This window comes from Paenibacillus sp. S02 (assembly GCF_019454065.1).
GTDB lineage: Bacteria > Bacillota > Bacilli > Paenibacillales > Paenibacillaceae > Paenibacillus > Paenibacillus polymyxa_B.
The window spans coordinates 5,989,859-6,013,654 of the sequence record NZ_CP073682.1 but is presented as its reverse complement, the minus strand read 5'-3'; the positions used below and the strand labels follow the sequence as shown (position 1 = coordinate 6,013,654).

At 43.9% G+C, this 23,796-nt stretch carries 26 protein-coding genes; 20 read left to right on the top strand and 6 right to left on the bottom strand.

Annotated features, from left to right (window positions below):
- Both yycI and KAI36_RS26810 read left to right on the top strand, forming a co-directional pair.
- Entirely contained in the window at positions 1-765 is a 765-nt protein-coding gene (gene yycI / locus KAI36_RS26815) for a two-component system regulatory protein YycI (protein WP_220026500.1), read from the top strand.
- 6 nt (positions 766-771) lie between these two features.
- Complete coding sequence (locus KAI36_RS26810; protein ID WP_053326502.1) at positions 772-1,578, top strand: MBL fold metallo-hydrolase; 807 nt, start codon at positions 772-774, stop codon at positions 1,576-1,578.
- On the opposite strand, the gene KAI36_RS26805 is transcribed toward KAI36_RS26810, so the two are convergent.
- On the bottom strand, positions 1,547-1,753 hold the full coding sequence (locus tag KAI36_RS26805; protein WP_007433188.1) for a hypothetical protein: 207 nt from the start codon (positions 1,751-1,753) through the stop codon (positions 1,547-1,549). The genes KAI36_RS26810 and KAI36_RS26805 overlap by 32 nt on opposite strands.
- Before the next feature lie 503 nt (positions 1,754-2,256).
- On the opposite strand from KAI36_RS26805, the gene KAI36_RS26800 reads away from it, so the two are divergent.
- Positions 2,257-3,492, top strand: coding sequence for a S1C family serine protease (locus KAI36_RS26800; RefSeq protein WP_104497462.1), 1,236 nt, complete (start codon positions 2,257-2,259; stop codon positions 3,490-3,492).
- 86 nt (positions 3,493-3,578) lie between these two features.
- Here KAI36_RS26800 and KAI36_RS26795 read toward each other — a convergent pair whose 3' ends face one another.
- A complete protein-coding gene (locus KAI36_RS26795; RefSeq protein ID WP_220026499.1) occupies positions 3,579-5,300 on the bottom strand; it encodes a cellulase family glycosylhydrolase in 1,722 nt (573 codons plus the stop codon).
- A gap of 233 nt (positions 5,301-5,533) precedes the next feature.
- Here KAI36_RS26795 and KAI36_RS26790 point away from each other — a divergent pair, with 233 nt between their 5' ends.
- The 4 genes from KAI36_RS26790 (at position 5,534) to KAI36_RS26775 (ending at position 8,147) form a co-directional block, all read left to right on the top strand.
- Positions 5,534-6,298, top strand: a complete 765-nt coding sequence (locus KAI36_RS26790) for a class I SAM-dependent methyltransferase (protein WP_220026498.1) — start codon at positions 5,534-5,536, stop codon at positions 6,296-6,298.
- A 105-nt stretch (positions 6,299-6,403) separates the two neighbouring features.
- Positions 6,404-6,571: a CxxH/CxxC protein gene (locus KAI36_RS26785; protein WP_007433184.1), complete on the top strand. Its 168-nt coding sequence runs from the start codon at positions 6,404-6,406 to the stop codon at positions 6,569-6,571.
- Between the two features lie 123 nt (positions 6,572-6,694).
- Positions 6,695-7,630: an AraC family transcriptional regulator gene (locus KAI36_RS26780; RefSeq protein WP_220026497.1), complete on the top strand. Its 936-nt coding sequence runs from the start codon at positions 6,695-6,697 to the stop codon at positions 7,628-7,630.
- Positions 7,631-7,658: 28 nt separating this feature from the next.
- Entirely contained in the window at positions 7,659-8,147 is a 489-nt protein-coding gene (locus KAI36_RS26775) for a DinB family protein (RefSeq protein WP_220026496.1), read from the top strand.
- An 82-nt stretch (positions 8,148-8,229) separates the two neighbouring features.
- Here the strand turns inward: KAI36_RS26775 and KAI36_RS26770 are convergent, their stop codons facing one another.
- Positions 8,230-8,574 carry a helix-turn-helix domain-containing protein gene (locus KAI36_RS26770; RefSeq protein WP_220026495.1) on the bottom strand — a complete coding sequence of 115 codons (345 nt, stop codon included), beginning with the start codon at positions 8,572-8,574 and terminating at the stop codon, positions 8,230-8,232.
- A 192-nt stretch (positions 8,575-8,766) separates the two neighbouring features.
- Here KAI36_RS26770 and KAI36_RS26765 point away from each other — a divergent pair, with 192 nt between their 5' ends.
- The 4 genes from KAI36_RS26765 (at position 8,767) to KAI36_RS26750 (ending at position 12,386) form a co-directional block, all read left to right on the top strand.
- Positions 8,767-9,618, top strand: a complete 852-nt coding sequence (locus tag KAI36_RS26765) for a DNA-binding protein (RefSeq protein ID WP_220026494.1) — start codon at positions 8,767-8,769, stop codon at positions 9,616-9,618.
- Between the two features lie 161 nt (positions 9,619-9,779).
- Positions 9,780-10,259: a 23S rRNA (pseudouridine(1915)-N(3))-methyltransferase RlmH gene (gene rlmH / locus KAI36_RS26760; RefSeq protein WP_013312768.1), complete on the top strand. Its 480-nt coding sequence runs from the start codon at positions 9,780-9,782 to the stop codon at positions 10,257-10,259.
- Between the two features lie 73 nt (positions 10,260-10,332).
- Positions 10,333-10,569, top strand: coding sequence for a hypothetical protein (locus tag KAI36_RS26755; RefSeq protein ID WP_220026493.1), 237 nt, complete (start codon positions 10,333-10,335; stop codon positions 10,567-10,569).
- Positions 10,570-11,024: 455 nt separating this feature from the next.
- On the top strand, positions 11,025-12,386 hold the full coding sequence (locus tag KAI36_RS26750) for a reverse transcriptase domain-containing protein (RefSeq protein WP_258296437.1): 1,362 nt from the start codon (positions 11,025-11,027) through the stop codon (positions 12,384-12,386).
- A 269-nt stretch (positions 12,387-12,655) separates the two neighbouring features.
- On the opposite strand, the gene KAI36_RS26745 is transcribed toward KAI36_RS26750, so the two are convergent.
- Together KAI36_RS26745 and KAI36_RS26740 are read right to left on the bottom strand one after the other, a co-directional pair.
- Positions 12,656-14,287: a DUF2075 domain-containing protein gene (locus KAI36_RS26745; protein WP_220026492.1), complete on the bottom strand. Its 1,632-nt coding sequence runs from the start codon at positions 14,285-14,287 to the stop codon at positions 12,656-12,658.
- Between the two features lie 508 nt (positions 14,288-14,795).
- A complete protein-coding gene (locus tag KAI36_RS26740; RefSeq protein ID WP_220026491.1) occupies positions 14,796-15,218 on the bottom strand; it encodes a winged helix-turn-helix transcriptional regulator in 423 nt (140 codons plus the stop codon).
- On the opposite strand from KAI36_RS26740, the gene KAI36_RS26735 reads away from it, so the two are divergent.
- From KAI36_RS26735 to KAI36_RS26725, 3 genes are all read left to right on the top strand, one after another.
- Positions 15,209-15,511: an NAD(P)H-dependent oxidoreductase gene (locus KAI36_RS26735; RefSeq protein ID WP_346730194.1), complete on the top strand. Its 303-nt coding sequence runs from the start codon at positions 15,209-15,211 to the stop codon at positions 15,509-15,511. The genes KAI36_RS26740 and KAI36_RS26735 overlap by 10 nt on opposite strands.
- Positions 15,512-15,708: 197 nt before the next feature.
- Entirely contained in the window at positions 15,709-16,656 is a 948-nt protein-coding gene (locus KAI36_RS26730; RefSeq protein WP_220026490.1) for a helix-turn-helix transcriptional regulator, read from the top strand.
- A gap of 127 nt (positions 16,657-16,783) precedes the next feature.
- The gene (locus tag KAI36_RS26725; RefSeq protein ID WP_220026489.1) at positions 16,784-17,188 is read left to right on the top strand and encodes a VOC family protein; all 405 of its coding nucleotides are present in this window, start codon (positions 16,784-16,786) and stop codon (positions 17,186-17,188) included.
- A 358-nt stretch (positions 17,189-17,546) separates the two neighbouring features.
- Here KAI36_RS26725 and KAI36_RS26720 read toward each other — a convergent pair whose 3' ends face one another.
- The gene (locus tag KAI36_RS26720; protein ID WP_220026488.1) at positions 17,547-18,521 is read right to left on the bottom strand and encodes an NADP-dependent oxidoreductase; all 975 of its coding nucleotides are present in this window, start codon (positions 18,519-18,521) and stop codon (positions 17,547-17,549) included.
- Between the two features lie 256 nt (positions 18,522-18,777).
- Here KAI36_RS26720 and KAI36_RS26715 point away from each other — a divergent pair, with 256 nt between their 5' ends.
- From KAI36_RS26715 to csaA, 6 genes are all read left to right on the top strand, one after another.
- The gene (locus tag KAI36_RS26715; protein ID WP_103049405.1) at positions 18,778-19,347 is read left to right on the top strand and encodes a TetR/AcrR family transcriptional regulator; all 570 of its coding nucleotides are present in this window, start codon (positions 18,778-18,780) and stop codon (positions 19,345-19,347) included.
- Positions 19,348-19,697: 350 nt separating this feature from the next.
- A complete protein-coding gene (locus tag KAI36_RS26710; protein ID WP_220026487.1) occupies positions 19,698-20,273 on the top strand; it encodes a TetR/AcrR family transcriptional regulator in 576 nt (191 codons plus the stop codon).
- Positions 20,274-20,611: 338 nt separating this feature from the next.
- The gene (locus KAI36_RS26705) at positions 20,612-21,463 is read left to right on the top strand and encodes an SDR family oxidoreductase (RefSeq protein WP_025720760.1); all 852 of its coding nucleotides are present in this window, start codon (positions 20,612-20,614) and stop codon (positions 21,461-21,463) included.
- A gap of 53 nt (positions 21,464-21,516) precedes the next feature.
- Entirely contained in the window at positions 21,517-22,608 is a 1,092-nt protein-coding gene (locus tag KAI36_RS26700) for an FAD-dependent monooxygenase (protein ID WP_220026486.1), read from the top strand.
- A 117-nt stretch (positions 22,609-22,725) separates the two neighbouring features.
- Complete coding sequence (locus KAI36_RS26695) at positions 22,726-23,049, top strand: putative quinol monooxygenase (RefSeq protein ID WP_025720756.1); 324 nt, start codon at positions 22,726-22,728, stop codon at positions 23,047-23,049.
- A 94-nt stretch (positions 23,050-23,143) separates the two neighbouring features.
- The gene (gene csaA / locus KAI36_RS26690; protein WP_220026485.1) at positions 23,144-23,476 is read left to right on the top strand and encodes a chaperone CsaA; all 333 of its coding nucleotides are present in this window, start codon (positions 23,144-23,146) and stop codon (positions 23,474-23,476) included.
- The last annotated feature ends 320 nt before the right edge of the window (positions 23,477-23,796 follow it).

Genomic DNA, 23,796 nt, shown 5'->3' with positions numbered 1-23,796 from the left:
ATGGATTGGAGCCGCGCCAAAAACGTATTGATTTGTACATTTTTGCTGCTCAATGTGGTATTGAGTTATCAACTGTGGCATGATGCGCAGGAAACGGCAGGGCCGAATCTGGATTTTACTTCATTGGATGAAAATACGCAGCGTTTAATGGAAGAGAAAAGCATTCAGGTGCTGGCTCCGATTCCCGGGGATACCCCGCAGCTGCCTAAACTTTCTTACACATACGTTCATAGTAGAGAAAAGGATGATCGTGTGCAGCTGGTGAAGCCGGTGGACAGTAAACTGGTATTCACCCATGACGCGCTAGTTGAGGCATTGGAGCCACAAATCAAGGATATCGATAACTTTCAGTATGATCCGCTGGATGTTCAGGAGGAGTTGGCATCCGGACAGGCAGATGCTTTTGTACTTCATCCGCTGGTTCAGGGCAAGTGGCCGCTATTTAATGTGAAGCTGGCTCTGTTTTACAGCAATCAGAAGATTACAGGGTATCGCAAAATTAAGGTCGATCTCCAGCCTTCGGATGAGGCAAAGAAAATGCTGCCTGCGTCCAAAGCACTGGCAAGGCTGATTGACGGTTATTTGCCGCGCGACTCGATTGTGAAGGATATCCGGCTCGGTTATTACGGACAGACCTTTAACTCCGATAGCCAGGTGGCTGCCCCCGTGTGGCGGTTTATGATGGATAACGGGAAAGGTGTGTACTATGTGCAGATGAACGGAGATGTCATTAGTCCAAAGACAGAACATACAGAAGGGTCTTGAACAGATATGGGGATTTCATTTACCGTGCTGTCGAGCGGTTCGACCGGCAACGCTACCGTTGTACGGAACGAAGACACGACATTGCTCATCGACGCAGGTCTCAGCGCGAAGCGTATTGACGAATTGCTGAAAGAACGCGATCTGAGCGGAGAAGAGTTGGATGGTATTTTGGTCACGCATGAGCATTCCGATCATGTTAAAGGACTAGGCGCCATGGCGCGTAAATATAATTTACCTATATATGCTAACGAGAAGACATGGTTTGCCATCAGCAATGCTGTTGGGCAAATTGCAGACGATAACCGCAGAATATTGGAGACAGGCGCAACGCGGGAATTTGAGTCATTGCGCGTGGAGTCTTTTGGCATATCCCATGATGCGGCTGAGCCCGTAGGGTATAGCTTTTATGATGGGGCAGAGAAGCTCAGTGTAGCGACCGATCTCGGCTATGTCAGCGACAAAGTGAAACAGGCGATATCAGACGCGGATGTATTGGTGCTGGAGTCTAATCATGATGTGGAAATGCTGCGTATGGGTCGTTATCCGTGGAACATCAAGCGCCGTATTCTCAGCGATATCGGTCATTTATCCAATGAGATGGCGGGCGCGATTCTTAGCGAGCTGTTGACAGGACGGACGAAGCGAACGTATTTGGCACATTTGAGCCGCGACCACAACATGATGGAACTTGCAAAGCTGACTGTACGTGGGGCGATGGAAGACCGCGGCTGTTTTTACAAGGACAGTGAGTTTCGATTGTGCGATACGTACTATGATCGTCCTACACCTTGGGATAAGGTAAGTGAGTCATAAAGCTGTCCAGCTCGGCGGCTTTGCGTTCTACCTCTTCACGGGTCACTACGCCTTTGTCCACCAGTAGTTCAATCAATGTACTTAGCGCCAGTGTATTGCGGTAATGCTCGTCTTTCAAATCCGCAAGCTTGGCAGCCATGCGAACTTCATCCATAGCCGAACGATGTGAATTCATCATATATTCCTCCTGTAAAAATATTTTAGAAATGGCGTGCAATGAGCTTGGTTCTGCCTGTGGTTTTGCTGGGTGCTGTGATACAATAAAGCTAACAACGGAAAGCCTTCTGAAGGAAGGCTCTCATCGAAAGTATAGGCAGCTTTAAGCGGACGGGAACAGGCCAGAACGTCTCTATGAGACGATCATTTTGTAATAGAATAGAAGACTTGTTACTATTGTAGTCCATTGGTTTGGAAATCATTCCTCTTTTTTCCTCTATTCGGAGTCAGATTCGGCGTGTATGCTAATTTATGAGATTCGGTTGCTTAGGAAGGCACCATTTGTGGTGATTAATAAGTAGGCCGGAATGATTGGTTGCTGAATTCCGATGATAAGGGATATTCAATCCATTTGAGATGTTCAACGGAGCAGGTTCTCTGTAGCATAGGTTGGCGCAAGCCCGAATAGCCCTAATTTTTTAGTGAGTGTCGGTGCATGACAACGAAGGGGAGAGGATTAGCATGGGCTTGTTTGAGGACGATTTTTATTCAACAAAGGTATCCACACGTGCGGCTAAAAAAATGGCATTTAAGGCGCGCCGTGGAGGACGGGGACGTTGGCCACACAGGAAGCGTGGAGTAAGTCCGGTGCAAGCTGCTGTCATTAGCGGTGCAGTCAGTGCAGTGGTTGCTGTGCTGTTGTTCAGCTTTATTACAGGTCTGCCCTCCACTACAGCGGTAACCGGAGCCAGTCACTATCCCTTGCGGCAAGCAGCGGGTGATCCGTATGATCGGATTGTGCAGGCGGCAGCCAAGGTGCGCCCAGCCGTCGTCAGCATCGTGAATCTGAAAGAGGAAGATGGTAAAAGCACGGAACAATCCGCGCTTGGATCGGGTGTCATTTTCCGAGTGAGTTCGGGCAAAGCCTTCATTATGACGAATAACCATGTGGTCGAAGGATCAGATGATCTGGATATTGTAACGGTAGACGGTGTCAGAAAAGAGGCAAAGCTGATCGGAAAGGATCGCATTAGTGATATCGCTGTACTCGCAGTGGACGATAAAGGCATTAGCACGGTAGCGGATATCGGCGATTCCAGCAAACTTCGTCTGGGTGAGACGGTCATTGCTATTGGCAACCCGCTCGGCTTGGGAGACACGCTTACCTCCGGTATTGTGAGTTATACGAATCGCATCATTCCGATTTCCATTAACCAGGATGGCGTATATGACTGGGAGCAGCATGTCATCCAGACCGATGCGGCGATTAATGAGGGAAACAGTGGCGGCGCGCTGGTCGATCTGGACGGACGTGTGATTGGCATCAATACGATGAAAATCGCCGATACAGGTGTTGAGGGACTTGGTTTCGCCATTCCCGCCAATGAGGTAATGAAGACGGTGAATGAACTGGTTGAGGACGGCAAGATCACCCGCCCTTATCTGGGGGTATACACGGTAGACCTCAATAATGAATATGCACCGCTGGATGAAACTCAGCGCAAGGAGCTCAAGTTGCCTGACAGCGTGAAAAATGGGGCAGTCGTTCTGGAGGCCCATGGTCCTGCCAAGGAGGGTGGCTTGAAGCTGAACGATGTCATTACAGCGTTTGATAGCGAACCGATTAACTCTACGCTTGATTTACGTCGCTACTTGTACGATAACAAGAAGATTGGCGATGAGCTGAAAGTTACTTTTTACCGGGCAGGCAAGGAAGAATCGGTGACGTTAAAATTAACAGATAAGCCGGAAGGCTAAGGTATGTTATAGGCTTAACTATAAAAAAGGCGTTCTCCGGCTCATTCCCGGGAACGCCTTTTTTCGATCTTCTGCTGCGCCTTAGTTTAAGATGTCGTTCCCGTTACACGGGTTCCGCTCTTGGTGATCTTGTATGTCACCACATCGCCGCTCCAAAAATGGAACTTCAGCGTGACTTCACCATCTTTTACACTATTAAAAAGTTCAGGCAGCAGCTTGATGCCATTGGCATCATAGGCAGGGGCAAAGGTATTGCCAAACTCCTTATAAGATGTCCAATCCTGTGGACCGGCATTGCCACCATTGGTATAAACGGCTTCCATCGTGGCAAGCTGGCTACCGCGGAAGTCCGTTGGAATGGTAAAGGCTTGTGTAGTCCCTTCGACAGCACTTAATTTTGGAGTATCATACACAACTACTTTGAAATTCCAGTCTGTCCCCTTGTTAAACTTAGCGGTAATGACGGCATTCTCCCCATATTTACCGGAAGTGGTCAGGCTAGTGAGCAAGCTGGCCTTTAAGGTTAATGTTTCTCCGCTCAGCGCATAATCGGTGCCCTGTGTCAGTTGCTTGCTGCCCACACTGAGTGTTTTCAGCTGATTGCCGTTCAGGTTCAAAATGACCTTGGCATCCTGAGCAGGAGTGCCCTTCTTCAAGTGAATGAGGTCACTGGCTGCATTGGAGGAACGTCCTTTTAGGCTGGACTTAATGACATTGAAGAGTTCAGGATCAGACCATTTGTACGTTGTCCGGTTCAAGTGCTGGCCGTTATCCCAGAGTATACCTGTTATTTTCTTCTCCTTCATATAATAGGTCAGGAACTCGAAGAATTTCAGCTTTTCGCCCTGTTCAATAACGCCTGTATTTTTATCGAAGCCGAGTAGGCCGTATTCACCGATAATGACCGGGATCCCCTTGGCTACAAAGGTGTTATAGACGTTATCAAAGGTTTGAACAATATCGTTCTTGGTATCTTTCTCAAATGTAGTATATCCGGCAATGTTCACACTGAAAGGCCAGAAGCCATAATAGTGGACGGTTGCAATCAGGTTGGGATCGTTCAGCTTGGTTATCGTGTTATACAGCTCGTTGATTTTAGCCCGAGCAGGTGATGTATCCAAGCCAGGCAGAACAAGGGGGCGAGTGGCATTTTTACCGCCGGAGGCGCGGACGATTTTGTGGAAGGATACATTCAGTTCTTGGAGCATCTGATTCATTTTTGCTTCATCCGTTGTTCCCCCTTCAGAGAAACGGGGCTCGTTAATACTTTCAAACATCAGCTTGTTAGGTTGATCTTTAAAGCGTTGGGCAATTTGTGTCCATAATGCGTTATAGCGTGCCAGCACCTCATCATGTTTGGGCTCCATACTGCTTACCCACGTCCATGAATCATGATGGACATTAATCATGACGTACAGATTGGCATCTAGTGCCCAGCGAACAACCTCTTCCACACGGTTCATGTAGGCAGACTCAACGGTATAGTTCGGTGCTGCTCCAATGTGCTTATCCCAGGTGACGGGGATGCGTATGCTTTTGTACCCTTGGGCGGCAATTTGCTGGATCAACGCCTGGGTAATGCGCGGATTGCCCCAGGCTGTTTCATCCGCCCCGACAGCATCCAGAGAATTTCCTAAATTCCATCCAGGCTGCATGGCTTCCACATACGATTGCATGCTGCTCGCAGCCGCAGTTTGCGGTGCTTGTCCGTCAGATTCGGCAGCAGCGGCAACGGATGCGAACGTAGATAACAACAGGGTAATGGCAAGCGTCAACGACAGCAATGAAACGGGTCTTCGTTTTAACATAACAGGCCCCTTTACAAAGTTATTTTTGAAAGCGCTTTCCAATAAAACACTACCACACTATTTGAATATGGAATACCTGTATAATTCATGTAAAAATCATGTGTTAATTAGATATTTTAATTTTGTAAGCGTTATTATTGAAAAAATACAGAAATGAGTGTAGAATCTATGGCCCTACGTGGATTGTAGTATAGCACCGGATTTGTAAATACAAAAGAAAGAAGGAGATGAATATGAATAAGTGGGACACGGAAGAGGCCATTCGACGTTGGAATATGCATGCAGAAAACTTTACTGCCAAGTACACTGAGGAAGGGGACCGATCTCGCGAAGTACTGCTGAACCCGGCATTGCAAGCCTGTATGGGACCTCTCGGGGGCAAAAAAGTGCTGGATGCTGGCTGTGGCGAAGGCTATCTAAGCCGTAAAATGGCCAGGGTGGGTGCGTTGGTAGAGGCTGTCGATTACTCGACAGAGATGCTGAGGCTAGCCAAAGAGCGAACACCATCATCAATGGGAATTACATATCACCACGGTAATCTGGAGAGGCTGGAGATGTTCGGGGACCAGAGCTTTGATCTGATCGTGTCCAATATGGTCATACAGGACTTGGCCCATTATGAGCAGGCGATTGCCGAAATGCAGCGATTATTAGTTCCAGGGGGCCGCTTTATTTTTTCTATTCTGCATCCGTGCTTTCAGACACCGCAGAGTGGTTGGGTGAAGGATGAGACAGGGAAAAAGCTGTATTGGAAAGTGGATCAATATTTCAATGAAGGCCCATTGGAGCAAGCGATCCCTTATGATCAGGAGGAAAAGTTTTTGTACTTTCATCGTACGATGGGCAGCTATGTACAGACCATTATTGAGGCGGGTTTGCTCTTGGAAGGTATGATCGAACCCAAGCCTTCTGCCGAAATGTTGGAGAAATATCCCCATTTTCACGAGGACCTGAATGTCAGTAATTTTCTTATTTTTACAACCAGACGCCTGGGGTAAAAAGCAAGCCCTTTCCTTTCCCCGTCAAGTGTGGTAGAACAAAAGTAGGCAGTTTTGACACACCTACAACAGGAAGAGCTTCAAACGGAAAGGGATGCAATTGGAATGTACGTGGTATGTAAAGAGCATGTGGAACTGGCAATTGATATGTTCGTCGATGAATACGAGGATGCACCGGATGTCGTCGATCTCAAGGAAACGAAATTTTCGGATTGGGACCCTCCAGTGAAGTGCAAGGAATGTGAGAACAAAGCAGAGTTTTTGGTCGTCTAAAAAACAAGCACGGGCGTTTCGGGCAGAAACGTCCTTTTTGTATATCAGGATTTATTGCAAAAATACCCCATACATAGAGCTATATTTATTCCCACCACGTGCTGAGACAGGAGTGAACGATGGATGGACCCTTTGCTGCATTCACTATTTCGTCCGCTTCAAGTCAATGGAAGTGATCTCTCCACGTATTATATCGAACAAAAGCCGTCTGCTGCGCTGAAAGCTTACGTGGCCTGTTATTGGGAGTCCGGTCCGGCTAATAGGGTAGTAGAAGAGAATCTAGCAGCTTCGTGCGAAGACACTGCTTTGTTAAGCTTGCCGCATGAAGAAACCATGGAGCGGGTATTACCTGACGGCTGTACGGATATTCTATTTGAATACGACCCGGTGAGTAAGCGTCAGGAACTCTCGTACTGTGGGACATTTACGCAACCGTTTGTGTCTGCCAGACAAGCAGGGTCCGAGACACGCATTTTTGCGGTGCGATTTTTTCCCGGTGGGGCACATTATTTTCACGGTATGCCGACTCACTTGTTTACAGGTGGTAATTATCGCTTGGAAGATCTCTGGCCCGAAAGCATCGCCGTCATAGGTGAGCGCATTATGGAAGCGCAGAATTTCAATGAACGGGTGCGCATAATGGATGAGTATCTTAACCAGCTTCTGCTGCGCAAACGCACGAACGATTGTGACCTGATGAAAAACCTGCTGCATCGCATCTTTGTGAGCGCTGGGAGTGTGGGGGTTAAGGAGCTTGCGGAGCGTGAGGCGATCAGTGAAAGACAGCTTAACCGCAAGTTCGGACAATGGATCGGAATCAGCCCCAAAAAGTTCAGTGAAGTCGTCCGCTTCCAGAGCGTTCTGCACAGTATTCAAAGCGGCGGGGGTCTGGATTGGACGGAGCTGGCATTGAAGCACAGCTTTTTCGACCAAGCGCATTTAATCCGCGATTTCCGCAGGTTTTATGGAGATTCTCCGCTTACTGCGGCTAAGGATTTACGGAAGTTGTCCGATTTTTACAATACACGCCCAGAGGCTTTGGCTATACTCAAAATATGAATAAGAATGGCAAAGGAGAGATGTGAATATGAGTGGAACACTGCAAGTTCGCGATCATCTGCTGAATGAGCTGGAGACCGGAGTACGGACGGGGGAAGCCTTGATCCGTAAAATACGTCCAGAGGATTGGAGCTTTCGCCCGCAGGACAATTTCCGCTCACTACTGGAGTTAGTACATCACTTTGTGCTTATTCCTGCTTCGGATCTTGCGATAATGCAGGAGAAGTCTGAGGGTGAAGTGGGGAGTGTCGAAAACAGCCTATCCGGGGTGAAAGATCCCGAGCGCTTGGCTGCGACTTTCAGGCAGAATTTTGAGGCTTATAAGGCTTACATTCTTTCGCTTAGCGAAGACGATTATCTGAACCGTTCGACGAAGGCCTTTTATATGGAGCACGGACATCTACAGGTTCAATGGCAGATTGAGACCTTGACCCATGTGTTCCATCACCGTTCGCAGATTTATAATTATCTAAAGCAACTGGGACATGAAGTGAGCTTTTTTATGTTGTACGCTTAAGTATGTTTGTGAAGATTTATGGAGGGCACCTGTGAGGTGCTCTTTTTTGGTTTTATTCAAGGCTTTTTTAGGGTGGAATGACTTACTCAAACGCACGTGAAACTTCTTTACTAACGCGTCTTAGAATGCCGATTTGCTCCTCATTCAATCTGCTGGTCAACGCAACAAATTCATCTACCGCCTCTTGCCTTATAGTTTCGTCTGTAGTCATATGTTCTTTGGAAAACATCAATTCACTGATAGACACGTTTAAGGCAGTTAACACTTTCTCCAAGGTATCAATCGAAAAGTTTCTTTCGCCACGCTCTACCGATCCAATATATGAATCATCTAATCCTGAAAGCTCCGCAAGTTGTTGCTGTGTTAATCCCTTAGCCTTCCGAATCGTTCTAATTCTTTCTCCAACCGAATTCCGTAATTTTGTCATATTAGCCACCTCTCCTAAAGGTTAGGAGAGTATCGATGTAATTAGCAGAGACATAAAGGCGGTAAAATTTATTGAAAAAACTGCGATTAAGTACTATAGTTAATTTATTGTACTACTTATTTGGAGTTTCACAAAGGAATATATTAAGAGCGAGTGCTTTTTATCCTAGTCATTTTAAAGGAGGAACCCTCTTTGCGAACTTCTATCCTGAAATCACTCAAACCGGACATCATTGTTGAAATGTTAGAGATGGCTGTGGCTTTTGAAAATTGGAAAAAGGTGAGGGAGACGGCGGATATTTTGTACCAATGTGTGCAACGCATTTACGAAGAACGGCAGTATCATAAAGCAATGAAATTACCCATCCCGCATGTCAATTTAGAACGTCCGTTGGTATACTATTTTGGGCTCAGTCACCTGATGTGTGGAATGGCTCACCAGAACCAGGGTGCATATGAGCAGGCAAGGGAGTGCATCTATAAGTATGCTGAGCTGGGGTGGATGGAGGATTTAAAGGAAGAAGACAATCAGGTTGTCGAGGAGTTCAGGTTTTTAGCCAAAACTAATTTATATGCAGTAGAAATTTTGTCTGGAAATATAGAGCTGATCGAGGAATACGTAGCCTTTTTGCAGGATAATCTAGAGGAAATATTACCGGGGCTAAATACCATATTACAGGCAGCGCTTATGTATCATTTGGATGTGGCAGATATTTTACATACGTTTGCAGAGCAGATTGATGAATTCGAGAGTTATGAAGACGCAGAGAATGTATCTTACTATTATAGCTACTGCTATCATTTGGCTTTGTACTATCGGAAGTGCGGCAGATTACAGGATGCAGTGGGACTTACTGTGCAGGCGATGCAACTAGCTGATCAGTCGGGTAATGATGGTCAATTTAAGAGATGTACAGCATTGTTCGAATCATTGCGTGAGTCAGCGACAGCGGAACAAATCAGTGGATATCAGCAGATGCTAATGCAGAGTCTTGATGAATACGAAACGGATAGGCATTTCATTGTGCAGAGCGTAAATGAATGATCCGCTATGATCTGAACAGGGAATATGCTCGTAACAGAGAGGAAATAGATAGGTAAGAGACGTTTCAGGTGCTAAAATAACTATGTTAAAGGTATCTTTTCATGTTAGGGATCGTAAATACGATTTTACATTATCATTCGACATAGATAGGGGTATGGAATTTGTTTATTCAACTTATAGGTGTTGGCAAGTTAAAAGAGAAGTATTTGGTCATGGGCATTCAGGAATACGCTAAACGGCTGGGCCCGTACATTAAGTTTCAAATGATCGAAGTAGCCGATGAAAAGGCTCCCGATACACTGAGCGAGGCGGAGGTTCGACAGGTCAAGGAGCGAGAGGGAGAGCGCATCCTTGCTCATGTGAAAAGCGAAGCACACGTCATTGTACTCGCCATCGACGGCAAACTGTGGAGCTCGGAAGAACTCGCAGAGGAATTGGACAAGCTCGGCACCTACGGCACAAGCCATGTTGTCTTCGTCATTGGCGGCAGTCACGGCCTTTCTGACGAAGTCCTCCGCCGTGCCCAGCAGAAGCTGAGCTTCGGAAGGATGACTTTGCCGCATCAGCTGATGCGGCTGGTGCTGGTGGAACAGATTTATCGGGCAGTGAAGATTAATCGAGGGGAACCGTATCATAAGTAATAGTAAAGCAGAAGCGGTCCATATTTTTTGGATAGCATAATGATATAATTTAAACGGGAGGCGATGATTTCTTATGGCAACGACAGATCAAATTAAAATGCTTGTTAAAGCTCATATTCATACTCCTGAGCAGTCCATAGATTTGTATACTCCAATCTTAACTAAGATTAAGGTTAGTACTCCTATCTCTGTAAATAAATATCAGGAATATCAAAGGGCTATAAAGTTAAGCTGTTTTCTTTTCATATTTATCATCTTAATTACAGAGAATTTGATGTTTGCCGAATCCCCACACGGCTCTTATGCTTGAATTGTGAGCAAACAGCTGAGGTTGGAGGGGAAAGTTAAAATGTTATCGTGGGATGAAGTTCAGGATCAGTACAGATCTTGTATTAAGATGGTAGCGAAATTTAAATCTTCCATTGTGGAAAATATATGAACTAGTGGTATAATGAAAAGGCCTCATAGAAATTGTGTTGAGGGTTTATGGTGAACAGTTGTCAAGCTTTATCCAAGCGACATTTCTTGCGATTCCTATCAAGCAGGCAATAGCGACGGACAAGGTTAAGCAACTCTGCATATGGACATCGACACCTCCATGTGTATCTAACTGCCATTCTACTATACACTCTATAGTATAACTAATAAGTGAATTAAGTAGCCTTGTTGTGTGATAGAAATTGAGCACAACGAAAATGGTTCTTTTGAAGTCTAGAAATAGAATCCAATTGAGACTAAATGTATGCAGGTGAGGGGTAACTGAGTATGATTCAGAGTAATAGGCTACGATTACAAACCCTTACTTGCTCTGCGAAAATTGATGCAAGTAGATTTCGGACTAAACGATATACCCATTTCGACAATAAAATATCCATCAATAGAGTAATTAATGACATAACTAATCCATGTTGGGTAACAAAACATGGATTTTATCCATTTATCCATTTCAAAATTGAATTCTTTAAATATAATAAGGAAAAAAAAGAAAGAAAATCTAAAACACGAGATATATATTACGCTTCACATATTGATAGTTATATTTACAAATATTATGGAGATAAATTGAATGATAAATATAATGATATAGTAAAGAAGTTAGCTATAAATGAGGTAGCTACTGCGTACAGAAATAATTCGAGTGGAAAGAGTAATATCCACTTTGCTAAAGAAGTAATTGATTTTATTAAGAGTCAAAAAAATGCTTTTATTTATGTTGCTGATTTTACTAAATTCTTTGATGAACTAGACCACAAATATCTAAAAAGGCAGATACAAGTAGTATTAGAGGAAGATAAATTGCCGGATGATTATTATTCCGTATTTAAAAATATTACTAAATTTAGTTGGGCCGAAAAAGAAAAAATAGAAGCTGTCTTGAAAAAGAAATATAGAAACAAGGATAAAAGAAAGAAGTTAACTAGATATTTTGACGAAAAAGATTTTAGAAAATTTAGGAGCTCAGATAATGAAAATATTAAGTTTAACAAAAATGAATATGGAATACCTCAAGGAGCTGGCTTAAGTTCAGTTTGTTCAAACATATACCTTTTGGATTTTGATAAAAATATCAACGAGTATGTAAAGGGTAACAACGGCTTATATAGAAGATACTGCGATGATTTAATTATTGTGATACCTTTTGATGGGGAAATTGAAAAATATGATTATAATGTGCACATGGAGTTTGTAGAAGATATAAAAATACAGACCCCTAGATTAATTATTCAACAGGAGAAAACAAAAAAGTTTATTTATTCAAATAGTCAGATTTTCGATGAGAGCTTTAATAAAGGAACTCTTGATTATTTAGGTTTTTCATTCGATGGACATAATGTGAAAATTAGAGAGAAGAGTTTATTTAAGTTTTACAGCAGGGCGTATAGGAAAGTTCGATTATGTAATTGGAAAGCAGATGAGCATGAGAGGAAGAAGCATAGAAAAGGTCTCTATAAAAACTATACCCATCTCGGGAAGACAAGAAAAGAAGGATATGGGAACTTTATAAGTTATGTTTCGAGAGCACAAAAAATATTTGATGTTAATGCTACAACGCACAATCTAATGGAAACTCAGGTTGAAAATCATTGGAAGAACATAACAAAGCGATTAAACGATCCATCAAAATAAAAATATGGGCGGAACGATTCGATTATTATTTTGTACAAAGGTTTAATTGAGAGTACATTTCCAGATCATTTTTTCATATTGCAAGCCCGAGATAGATTCATAAATTAAGTATTAGAGGCATCCATTTATGGGTGCCTCTAAATTTAGCCGTTATAGCGTGTAAGGTGAACCGTATTACAAGTAGGGAGAAATTTAAGCCAGCAGATGAGGTATTTAGATATGTTTAGACCTTTCATGAGACCACTGCTTATGCCTGGTGCATCGGCTCCTTACCTTTTAACCAAAGACAATAGCTTCTTTCTTAGTTTAGGGTCTGTAGCGTAAATATAGAGTCCAAGGATACCGCGCTTCATCAACACATTAATTGAATTTAAAATGATATCTTGTTTAGCCTGTTGTATTTCCTGCGCAGAGAGATCACTTCGTGAGTTAAAGGCGCCGACATCCTTATATTTAGTTGTATCAATAAGGATTTGGCCCGTATGTTCATCATACCCAACTGAAGGACCTAGTATGACACCTACATAATTTAAATCAAAGCCTTGAATGGTATAGATAGAACCTACTTCATGAATCGTATCCTCTTTCTCCGCCCAGGTCGTGCCGCTAACTGGAATATTCCAAGGCATTTTCAATCCGTCTGCCTCAACGTAGTATATCTGTCCGTCCTTTTTGTGTTCATAATCAAAGGTCGCAACTAGTCGGGACAAGCCAAACTTTTTGTTTTTGTCCTCAATCGCTTTCTTCATTTCAAGAGCATTGCTGAAAATCTGCAAGTCATATGTATTTTGACTTACTTGTGGCATGTTAATCAGCTTCTTTGATACAAAGCTGTCAATCCAATTAACAAACTCAGGATCAGCATTCATTCGGAATTGATCTTGTAAATGAAAGGTTTTAGGATGATACTTTTCAGTAATTTCTTCTAACATTGTGTTGTTCCAGTAGCTTTTGATTCTTAGAACCTGTTTCGGGTCAAAAATGACGATCGTTATTTTGCTTTTCTTGATAATTTCCTCGAGATGATTATTTCCTTTGAAGTTGTTATATCGATCTTCCTTAGTTAAAAGCAAATGGGCTTCGTCAACTAAGACAATATTAGCTGACGTTATTTTTTGATCATTAATGAATGTTGTGGGCTTCATAACTTTGTTCTTTTTAATATTAGGAAGGCTTTTAGCCAGACTATGATAAGTCTTTAGCATCTCGCTATGGTTCACTAATAAGTAATTATTTGTACCGTACAGAATAGAGTCACTGTCATTGGCATAGTCCTGAATAGTATTGAACAGAGAACTTATTAGCACACTTTTTCCGGTTCCTGCTTCACCTTTAATAATTAATACTTGCGACTCCGTTTTTTGAATATTTTTCTTGCAGAAATTAAGGATTTGATTCTTAATCTCAAACTGCTGATCGGATAATTCTTTAAAGGGCGAGAGCTTATAGGTATCCTTATTCTTTAATTTTTCAAGTGGTTCTTTTACAATTTCTTCGTCTCTGAGTTTTTCCCATATTTCTTTAAAAACACCTTCGTTGTAGTAATGCTTTCGATAGTAATTGTGTACCTCACTTTTTACCGTCTGGCTGACATTCTGAAGCCTGTATCGATTTTCTGCGATCAAATAGTTAATTAAATTAGTCTCAATATTATAGGTCGCAGACTGGTGGAATCGCTTATGTCCAATAAGTATGGTTTGCTTAAGGCCCTTGCGCTGGGGATTACCCAAGTGCTTTTTTAAGCGCCGTTTAAATTGAACCGTCTCGCCAACATAAGCCTGGAGCGAGTGCTGATTATAAAGAATGTAGATAATGGGATGGTTGGTTAGCAAATCTTCCTCTATTTGTTGTGCGTCATGTGAAGAAAAGCCTATTTTTTTAAAAATAAGTTTATTAGTCATGTTAGCCACCTGTAGAATCTAGGAAATTAGTAAAGACTACTACAGTATACTATATTTAAATGCTCTGTAAGATGTGCAGCACTTGAATAGTTTGATGGTCAAGGGTTGAAAGTGAGAGAGCAAAAACCTAAACCTCAAGTGACGGCAAAAATGTTGTAGTGAATGCGAAATAGTTCAAAGAGGGCGTCTCAAAGCCGAAAAATAACGGAGAGACACCCTCTTTTACTATGAAGGAATGAATCGAGCATATTTCCAAGATTCAAGCAGGAAGTAGGTAGATTTAGGGTTAACAATCTTTATAATGGAAATAAGATACATATTTTATAGGGCTAAGGGGCGAATGTTATGAAACCGACGCAAGAGATAGAGACGCTGGCGGCAGAGGGCAATTTTTTGTTTTGGGTGGGCATAAACTTTTCTGATATCTCCAAACACTGAGCAAAAGACGCAATCCTCACTATGGGCGTGACTCGGTGTAGAATGAAACGGACTAGCGTAATGTCGAACGCTAGTCCGTTGCTGTTTGTTCATTTTTCTCCTTTGTGAGCTGCTTTCGCTCGATATGGGCCACTCCCCATTGATGTAAGGTTTCCAAAACCGGAGACAGGCTCATGCCGTATTCCGTGATGGAGTATTCCACTTTCGGCGGGATTTGCGGATAAATGACTCGTTTAACGATCTCTACCTTCTCCAATTCGCGCAGATGGAACGTGAGCATCCTTTGAGTGATATCGGACAGCAATCTTCTTAGCTCATTGATCCGCAAAGGTTTACCTTCAAGCAAATGATAAAGAATAATCGGTTTCCATTTGCCGACGATCGAATCCAGCGCCACAACGAATTGACATTGGACATCAATACGTGGTTGCTGATAAGTATGTGTATGTTTCCCCCATGTGTAATTTCTCAATCCCACCAGTTTTGAAAGCATACACTGATGCGACTTCAGTTCCGGGTAAGACCTTCAAATATACCCGAAATGGCCCTGTAGGTCTGTTTTCCGGCAAAAAAGCCTTACACATTCAAGATAGTGGTTCCGTTTATTCGGAAGGTCCTCTTGCTGCAGTTGAAATGGGATACAGCTATCTCACTAAGGTTTTACAGTTCTATGGGATTCAATCTATTGAGGCAATTTTTATTGAAGGAATGGCATCATTAGAGAAAGCTTCAGATATTAAGGAAAAAGCAATTGCTCATGCTACAGAAGTTTCCAAACGTTTCTAATAGGGGGGTGACATCTTTCTCGAGCCCTCCAATTTCGATTACTTTTTGGGGAGCCACCTTCCCACAATTTTGAGTTAAAAAAATTTTGAATTTCAGCAACTAATAATCCGCTTTACTAACTAAGCAATCGCGGTGAACCGTATCATAAGTAGGGGCAAGTTTCTGTTGTACAGTATTACGTTTCAAGGGGGGAGTCAATGAACAAAACAGATCGTTTGTTGACCATCGTACTGGAGCTGCAAGGCAGACAAGTGGTACGTGCCGAGGATTTGGCGGCACGATTTGAAACCAGCGTGAGGACCATCTATCGCGACATTCAGGCGCTCAGCGAAGCAGGCGTGCCGATTATAGGCACTACAGGCACAGGGTATTCTTTAATGGAGGGATATTTTCTACCTCCGATCAGTTTTACAATAGAGGAAGCCGTGACCTTGCTTATAGGAACAGAATTTATCGAGCAAAGATTTGATGATGATTATCGTGATAGAGCTAATGTTGCTAGGAGGAAAATCGAGGTCACTCTATCAGACAGTGTCCGCAGTGAGACCTCCCGTATACGCAAGTCGCTGCGATTGCTCGCTCCTGGCAAACAGACAGCTCTGTCAAACGAAAGGGGAAATCTCGATAAGATCCGCCGAGCTCTACTAGATGGGCGAAAGATCAGATTTCATTATTCGAAAAGAATTACGGATTCCACGGGGAGCCGCCATAGCGAACGTACCGCCGCTCCCTATGGCCTTGTACTCGTTGAAGGGTCTTGGATGCTTGTGGCCCGGTGTGATCTACGCCAAGACATCCGCCATTTCCGGTTGTCCCGAATAGCTGAACTTATCGAACTGGACGAAGGATTCGAACTCCCTGCGCATTTTGACTTAAGGGAGTATACCCCTTTAGATGATCGCCAATTGCGAGTCTTCCTTCGATTTAACCATGACATTGCAGATAAGGTGAAGGAATCGAACTATCATTACATAGAGGATATGAAAGAGCATCAAGATAGATTGGATGTGGTCTTACGCGTTCGTCAGCTGGATGAATTGCTGCAATGGGTGCTTGGCTGGGGAGCGGGCGTAATCGTGTTGGAACCCAAATCATTCCGAAATCGGATTCGCGAGGAAGCCCAAAAAATTCTAAACCGCTACTGACATAACGTTGTCAGTAGCGGTTTTTTATAATTGGACATGTAAATGTAAAGGAGATAGATGAGTAAGAGTATGTTTTGCAACGGCTGAGGGACACAGTCAAACCTATTATTAGGAAGGATGATATCTTGTGAATTTCGCTTCTGTACGCATCATTACTGACGACGTGGATCGTCTCGTCGCGTTCTATGAGAAAGTCATGGGGGTTGCGGCGGAGCGACCCGCCCCCGTATTTGCCGAACTCGTTGCGCCATCATGCACCCTTGCAATCGGCCACTCCCAGACGGCGCAGCTATTCGGCGCCGGTTCCGTAGTGGAGGCCAATAATCGCACTGTCATTATTGAGTTCCGCGTCGACGATGTCGAGGCCGAATATGTGCGCTTGAAGCCATTTGTCGATAATTGGGTAAAGGAACCGACCACGATGCCGTGGGGGAACCGTTCTATGCTGTTCCGCGATCCCGACGGCAACCTTCTTAACCTCTTCGAGCCGGTGACCGAGGATGCGATTAAACGGTTTAGAGATAGACATTGACAGACAGTAAAGGATGGCCTTCAAACTTGCCGTTACAGACAGCGCGGAGAACCTTATCATAAGTAACGGAGGTTTTTGCATACATAAGTATGTTTCATAATAATTCCATCAAAAAAGTCCCTCATTGATTATTCATGTGCAACACTGGGCAGTACATGAATATGCATCAAAATACCCTCCAAATCTGCGGGATTAGAGGGTATTTTGATTCGAGCATAAGAAATTTATTCTCGGATACCGCAAGCTCATACGGATTAAAACTGTTCAACTTACTTCTCCCGGTGCTGCTCATGTGATTCATCAGCAGCGCAATATTTTGTACATAAGGATTAAAATGTTTACTAGAGCTTATAAAATCTTAACCCTGCTTTCTCTGAATTACTACCTTTCCCCTCTTAGGATTTGTTTCGCACCTGTGGTACGCTTCGGCTAATCCTTGAGATGTAAATGGGAAAATCCCGCTTAAATGAACCTTTAATTTTTCTTCATGTACGTTTCGAAGAATGGATAACAAATCATCGTGGTTTGGCTCTGCATGAACAAATTGAGCTTCGATTCCGCGAATTTTGGGATGTTCATTAATTGCCATGGCTACCAGTGAGATGAGCTTGCCTCCATCCTTCAAAACAGAGTAGCTTTTTCGCCCAGTTTCACTTATCTTCGCATCCAGAACGGTAGCTGATCTATCCATAACCATATCCAGTACAATATCTACTGGACTACTTATAGCCTTTGTGAAATCAGTTTTGGTATAATCAATTGCCTCGTCGGCACCTAACTGTCGCACAAATTCATGGTTAAATTCACGGGCTGTTGCAATCACATATGCACCTGCTTGTTTGGCGAGTTGAACAGCAATATGTCCCACACCGCCTGCGCCTGCATGAATCAGAATACGCTGTCCAGGTTGTAGTTTGCCATACTTAAACAAAGACTGCCAGGCAGTCAATCCAACCGTTGGCAATGCAGCAGCTTCATGAAAAGATATCCCTGGTTGGATTATCGCAAGTGCGTTTTCTTCCACTGCTACATAATCTGCATAGGCCCCACCATTATTAATAGGAATACCCATAACACGATCGCCAAGTTTGAAATGAGTTACCTTACTTCCAACCTCAGTGACCACACCCGCAAAATCTGCACCGAGAACATACGGCAACTGAACTGGCAAAATATCCTTAACAGCCCCAGAACGTAGTACATAATCTGCTGGATTTATCGAAGCAGCATACATTTCCACTAGCACCTGTGTTTCTGTAATTACTGGCACAGTTATCTCTTTATCTTGTAAAACTGCTGGAATTCCGTACTCTTTTAAAACAATTGCTTTCATAATAAATCCCTCCTATTTTTTAAATTTGTTTCAAACAATGAATGATTTATAAACACTTGTTTACTTATTAACAACTGTCTGATATCGTGATATTAACAAAGTTACTTCTTCACTTCAATCGTTAAAATAACTGCATTTGATCATTAATTAACAAAATTCGATTCATCGTTCAATAACTAATAAATATTTCATGAACCCAAATGCATATGGTTAAATCCATTGGAAAAATTTTACGATATATTTTAAGGAGGGTCTTATGGATAGACGAATACTAAAAACACAAAAAGTAATTATCGGGGCTTTTATCGAACTGCTCTCAGAGAAAGAATTTGAAGATATTACAATTAGTGAAATAGCAGATCGAGCTGATGTTAGCCGCGGGACTGTTTACTTGCATTACATTGACAAGTTCGATTTGTTGGATAAATGTATCGATATTTATTTTAAAAAATTATTTGAAAGTTGCATGACTCTCGACGGCACTGCGCTTTTACTTTCCAAATCCATTATGATCCGCACATTTGAGTATTTGGAACAACATGCTTTAATATATACTACTCTGCTGGTTAACAAAGGAATCCCTGCGTTCAGAAACCTCATGATGAATGTGATTCTAGGGAACCTTAGTGAGCTGATCGATGTCAGTAGCATAAAACAAGATATGAACAAGGAGGTGATGTTACAGTTTTTGGCTTCGGCTATTGTTGGTTTACTAGAGTGGTGGATTATCCAGTCAATACCCATTCCAGCTAAGGATATAGCAGAACAATTGTGGTCACTGCTGGAACGTATTCAAGTTATGCCTCATTTACCGGATTCTAATTAATCAGACAGTAGGGTACAAGGACACTATCCCTTATATATCTAGGAGGAAGTGCTAGCAATATAGGCCGAAGGGGTTCTAATAAAGCAAATTTCCTCAAATTAAAAACTGCAGTTAAAGTGATACGGTGAACCGTATCACAAGTAGGGCGAACTATATTATTGCGATTTCACTACTAGGTTTGGCTCTGCCAAACCTAAAATATCCACAACAGTAGCTCCATCTCTTCTGTACAATGAGGAAGTTAATCTGAAAGAAAAATGCTCAGTACCTTTTTTGGCTACAGGGATAATGGTCACAGACGTACAACCTTCGTCATGGACATACGCATATAGCACTGCTATAATGGACGTATGAACACATATGACAAAATATTGGCAGCTGCTCTTAAGGTACTCGAAGAGGAGGGTGGAGCCCAATTTTCGACGCGAGCCGTAACTGCGATCGCGCAGGTTACGGCTCCTACACTCTACCACCATTTTGGAAATGCCGATGGACTCCTAAGTGCAGCTATAGTGGAAGCGTTCAAACAGTTATTTGAAAGCAAGATTGCCGCAGTGGAGTCCACCATTCCAGAGAGGGCTCTTCGTCAAGGATGGGATGACTATGTCCGCTTCGCGGCAGCCCGTCCTCGGATTTATTCGGCGATGATGGGGCGGTTGCTCGAGGGCGCCCATATCGAGGCGGCAGATCATTCGTACCAAGCACTAGTGCAAAATATTCAGAGAGTCGCCGCCGAAGGCAAACTGGCTGTGTCAGCCCAGGCTGCGGCAGATCTGGTCTGGGCTTCCGCCAATACGGCCTCTTGGCTCTATGTGACCGCCCAGATTCGTAAGGCACCCCCACCCCAACCCGACGTCGTTGATCTCATTCGGGAAAGCGTAATGCAGATCATTTTGATCCAAAGGCCGAACGCCGATTCAAAATGAGGGATTCGATGACAGAGCCTGGAGACTCCAGGCAAAGCCCCAATTTAGAAGACGCATAAGAAAGATCGCCTATCCAACCTGGACCTCCAGAGGATGGCGATCTTTTTATGTTTGGAGGATGCGAGCATTAGTTCTCTTGGATTTGTGTTGTGTGATAAGTGAAATGTGGTACGCCGAGTGCATCACGCAACGCCCGGCAAAACGATATCCAGACCGCACGGACAACTCTTTAGAAAATGTATAGCACCGCTATAGACATTTTTATATAGCAGTGCTATAATGTTGGTATAGCAGTGCTATACAGTGATTCATATCTTATCCAACTTAGGAGGGTTACGATGTCATTCAAAACTCAAGAACTGGTCGTCGTCACAGGTACGTCCAGCGGTATCGGTAGGGCTACCGCGGAGCAGCTCGCCGCTGAAGGATTTCACGTTTTGGCGGGGGTTCGTCGTCAGGAAGACGCCGACAAAATCAAACGCAAAAATATCGAGCCGGTGATCGTCGATGTTACCAATATCGACACACTAAAGACGCTGGCCGAACGGGTGGAGAAAGATCCGCTTGGTCGCCCTTTGCGGGCAGTGGTTAACAATGCCGGCATCGCCGTTAATGCGCCTCTCGAGATGGTTCCGCTTGATGAATTGCGCCGCCAGATCGAAGTCAGCGTGATCGGACAGGTCGCGGTTATTCAGGCACTCACCCCGGCGTTATTGAACAGCGGCGGACGCGTGGTCAATATCGGCTCCGTTGGCGGCAAGGTCTCCATGCCCGGATTCGGAATTTACTCGGCTGCGAAGTATGCGATGGAAGCGATCAATGACAGTCTTCGCAGGGAGATGTCCTCGTTTGGATTCAAGGTTATCATGATCACTCCGGGTGGTGTCAGCACTGGCCTGTCGGAGCAAGGGATTACAACAGCGGAGCGGCTGGCCAAGTTGATGACGCCGGACCAGCACCGACGCCATGATCGTCTTTTTGACGCCGTGAAGGCTCAGGCTGAAACGTGGGCAAAGGACGGTATCCGCCCTGAGAAAGTGGCAGCAGTGATATCACGCGCAATCCACGAAAGAAAGCCACGCACCCGCTATACGGTCGGTCGCGATTCGGCACTGCTGACCCGACTGGTCCGTATTCTCCCAGACAAACTCCTCGACCGGATGCTCCGCAGCCAGATGAAACTGCAGTAACGGGCATTTTAACGAATCCTCTTGCACAGAAAGCTAAAATGGGGGAATGAAATATGCCACAAAACAAGTTTGAACATGCCATTATTGTAGGTGGATCTTTAGGTGGTCTAATGATGGGGCTTGCGTTATCTCGTTCTGGTTATACAGTTACCATTCTTGAACGTGCAGATTCATCATTAAGAAATGGTGCTTTTATTCGTTTACACACAAAGCCTTATAGTAATAGTGAAATTGAACGAGAATTAAGACACTTGGCATCCAATGGTAACAACAATGTTGAAGCTTGGTCAGCCATTCAAGAACGTTTGCGCAATGCGGTTGCTAAAGAACGTGGTATTACCCTTCAGCACAATACACGAATTGTTAGTGTTGGGCAAAATGAATCATCTGCTTGGGCTACCAGTGATGAGGAGCAGACGTTTAAAGGTGACTTTTTGATTGGCGCAGATGGATATCGCAGTATTGTCCGCCGCTATTTAAACCCTGACAAACCATTTGCAGATTATGCTGGCTATCTGGTTTGGGTAGGGAAGGTGGACGAAGAACTGCTGCCAAAGAAAGACTGGAAAAAACGGAAACTTTCGAGCGCTTATTTCAACAATAGTGCTGCCGGTACACTGACAACTGCGGTGATGCCAGGTATAGAGGGGGGGACCAATCCTGGCCAGCGATGGATAGGTTTTTGCTGGTTTGATCATTCACATAATCAATTGCTGTCTGAGTTAGGGGTGTTAAAGGACGGGGTTGCCCAGCATTCCTTATACGGTGGAGATATTCCGGATTCGCTACTGGAAGAACTATCACAAACCAGCCAAGCAAATTGGAATAAAGAAGATGATGCAATTTTGCAAATCGCGATTAAGGACCGCAGTTTAATCGGGGCACCTGTTAATGAATACATCCCTAATATATTGTCAAAAGGAAGAATAGCCATGATCGGCGATGCAGCTCATACCATGTCACCAATGACTGGCGCAGGCTTTAATGACTCACTTGATGATACGGTTGCCATTATGGACTCCATTAAACAGTATCCGAATTCGATAACAAAAGCTTTGGGTGAATACCAAACACGTCGTTTAGATGTGGTTCGTCAAGATGTTCTTGGGGGCCAAGGCTTTAATCGTTCTTTTGGACGATTATAACAGCATTAAACTAAGCCATTGATACACTGGAATTTCAAGCATAAACGGGGAATTCCCCCATTTGAGAAAACGGTAAAGCAAAAAATACGAAGTATTTATAAATTAGGAGGAATTAGTATGAACGATACAAAGAACCCTTACGTTACTGTACTCTGGGAGGCGAGAGCTAAGGCAGGGAGAGAAGCCGAGATGAAGGCATTCATGACTGCTGCTGTCACCCCGTCGCGCAACGACCTGGGCAACATTGACTACGAGGCTCACGAGGTAGAAGGCCAGCCTGGCACATTCATCATCTACGAGCGCTGGGAAAACCGGGATGCTCTCGATCGGCACCTGAGCGCCCCCCGGATGCAGGAACTGGTGCCCCAGCTTTTAGAACTGATGGAGGGATCCATTGAGGAAGGGATTCGACTCCTGCAGCCGTTCCGCCCAGCGCAGTAAAGCGCAACACCGAGCGGAACTCATTAAGTTCTGCCGGAAAGCGTGAGAGATATTTTCGTGAGCGGTTAAAGACTTTAGTGGAGGAGGCAAAACGTTGGCAACGATCGATGATTTTGCAGCACTAGATATTCGTGTCGGAACGATTAAGGAAGCGGAGTTTTTTGAAGAAGCAAAGATCCCTGCGATAAAGCTTAAGATTGATTTTGGACCGGAGATCGGGATGAAATCCTCAAGCGCACAAATAACTAAGCGGTATAAGGCTGAAGAATTGGTAGGGAAGCAAATTATAGCGATCGTTAATTTTCCTCCTCGGCGTATTGCAGGATTCAAATCGGAGGTATTAGTTTTGGGAGGCGTTTCGGAAAAAGGAGATGTCATTCTATTGAAGCCGGATATTGAAATACCCAATGGTACTCCTATTGCGTAAGCTATTGCAGTAAGCTTGAACAGAAAAGAGGATGTACGCTTACGAATTCTCGGATTGGGGCCGCCGACCAAGTGCGCTGAATGCGACGAGAATGCGGAGTACCTGATGGTCTGACCATCACCGCATAGGGGTATGAATAAGATAAAATGAGACGAGTCCTGCGGATGCGGGGCTTTTTGGTGTGAGTGAAGAAGAAGATTGGTCAGCGACTTATCACATATTAGGGAATAAGTGGGCGTGTTATACTTGACATTAACTTTGCTTAACATAGTACCGGAAGAGGTGGAAACATGTAAGTCTTAGCCGCAGAATACAATATT

Bases quoted from the DNA above. Each gene is read 5' to 3' on its own strand.
- KAI36_RS26695 (WP_025720756.1), top strand. From the start codon at position 22,726: ATGAACGATACAAAGAACCCTTACGTTACTGTACTCTGGGAGGCGAGA.
- KAI36_RS26720 (WP_220026488.1), bottom strand. From the start codon at position 18,521: ATGAAAGCAATTGTTTTAAAAGAGTACGGAATTCCAGCAGTTTTACAA.
- KAI36_RS26730 (WP_220026490.1), top strand. From the start codon at position 15,709: ATGAACAAAACAGATCGTTTGTTGACCATCGTACTGGAGCTGCAAGGC.
- KAI36_RS26775 (WP_220026496.1), top strand. From the start codon at position 7,659: ATGAGTGGAACACTGCAAGTTCGCGATCATCTGCTGAATGAGCTGGAG.
- KAI36_RS26770 (WP_220026495.1), bottom strand. From the start codon at position 8,574: ATGACAAAATTACGGAATTCGGTTGGAGAAAGAATTAGAACGATTCGG.
- KAI36_RS26790 (WP_220026498.1), top strand. From the start codon at position 5,534: ATGAATAAGTGGGACACGGAAGAGGCCATTCGACGTTGGAATATGCAT.
- KAI36_RS26710 (WP_220026487.1), top strand. From the start codon at position 19,698: ATGAACACATATGACAAAATATTGGCAGCTGCTCTTAAGGTACTCGAA.
- KAI36_RS26700 (WP_220026486.1), top strand. From the start codon at position 21,517: ATGCCACAAAACAAGTTTGAACATGCCATTATTGTAGGTGGATCTTTA.
- KAI36_RS26755 (WP_220026493.1), top strand. From the start codon at position 10,333: ATGGCAACGACAGATCAAATTAAAATGCTTGTTAAAGCTCATATTCAT.
- KAI36_RS26715 (WP_103049405.1), top strand. From the start codon at position 18,778: ATGGATAGACGAATACTAAAAACACAAAAAGTAATTATCGGGGCTTTT.
- KAI36_RS26780 (WP_220026497.1), top strand. From the start codon at position 6,695: ATGGACCCTTTGCTGCATTCACTATTTCGTCCGCTTCAAGTCAATGGA.
- KAI36_RS26705 (WP_025720760.1), top strand. From the start codon at position 20,612: ATGTCATTCAAAACTCAAGAACTGGTCGTCGTCACAGGTACGTCCAGC.
- KAI36_RS26740 (WP_220026491.1), bottom strand. From the start codon at position 15,218: ATGCTTTCAAAACTGGTGGGATTGAGAAATTACACATGGGGGAAACAT.
- KAI36_RS26795 (WP_220026499.1), bottom strand. From the start codon at position 5,300: ATGTTAAAACGAAGACCCGTTTCATTGCTGTCGTTGACGCTTGCCATT.
- KAI36_RS26785 (WP_007433184.1), top strand. From the start codon at position 6,404: ATGTACGTGGTATGTAAAGAGCATGTGGAACTGGCAATTGATATGTTC.
- KAI36_RS26750 (WP_258296437.1), top strand. From the start codon at position 11,025: ATGATTCAGAGTAATAGGCTACGATTACAAACCCTTACTTGCTCTGCG.
- KAI36_RS26810 (WP_053326502.1), top strand. From the start codon at position 772: ATGGGGATTTCATTTACCGTGCTGTCGAGCGGTTCGACCGGCAACGCT.
- KAI36_RS26800 (WP_104497462.1), top strand. From the start codon at position 2,257: ATGGGCTTGTTTGAGGACGATTTTTATTCAACAAAGGTATCCACACGT.
- yycI (WP_220026500.1), top strand. From the start codon at position 1: ATGGATTGGAGCCGCGCCAAAAACGTATTGATTTGTACATTTTTGCTG.
- KAI36_RS26805 (WP_007433188.1), bottom strand. From the start codon at position 1,753: ATGAATTCACATCGTTCGGCTATGGATGAAGTTCGCATGGCTGCCAAG.
- KAI36_RS26745 (WP_220026492.1), bottom strand. From the start codon at position 14,287: ATGACTAATAAACTTATTTTTAAAAAAATAGGCTTTTCTTCACATGAC.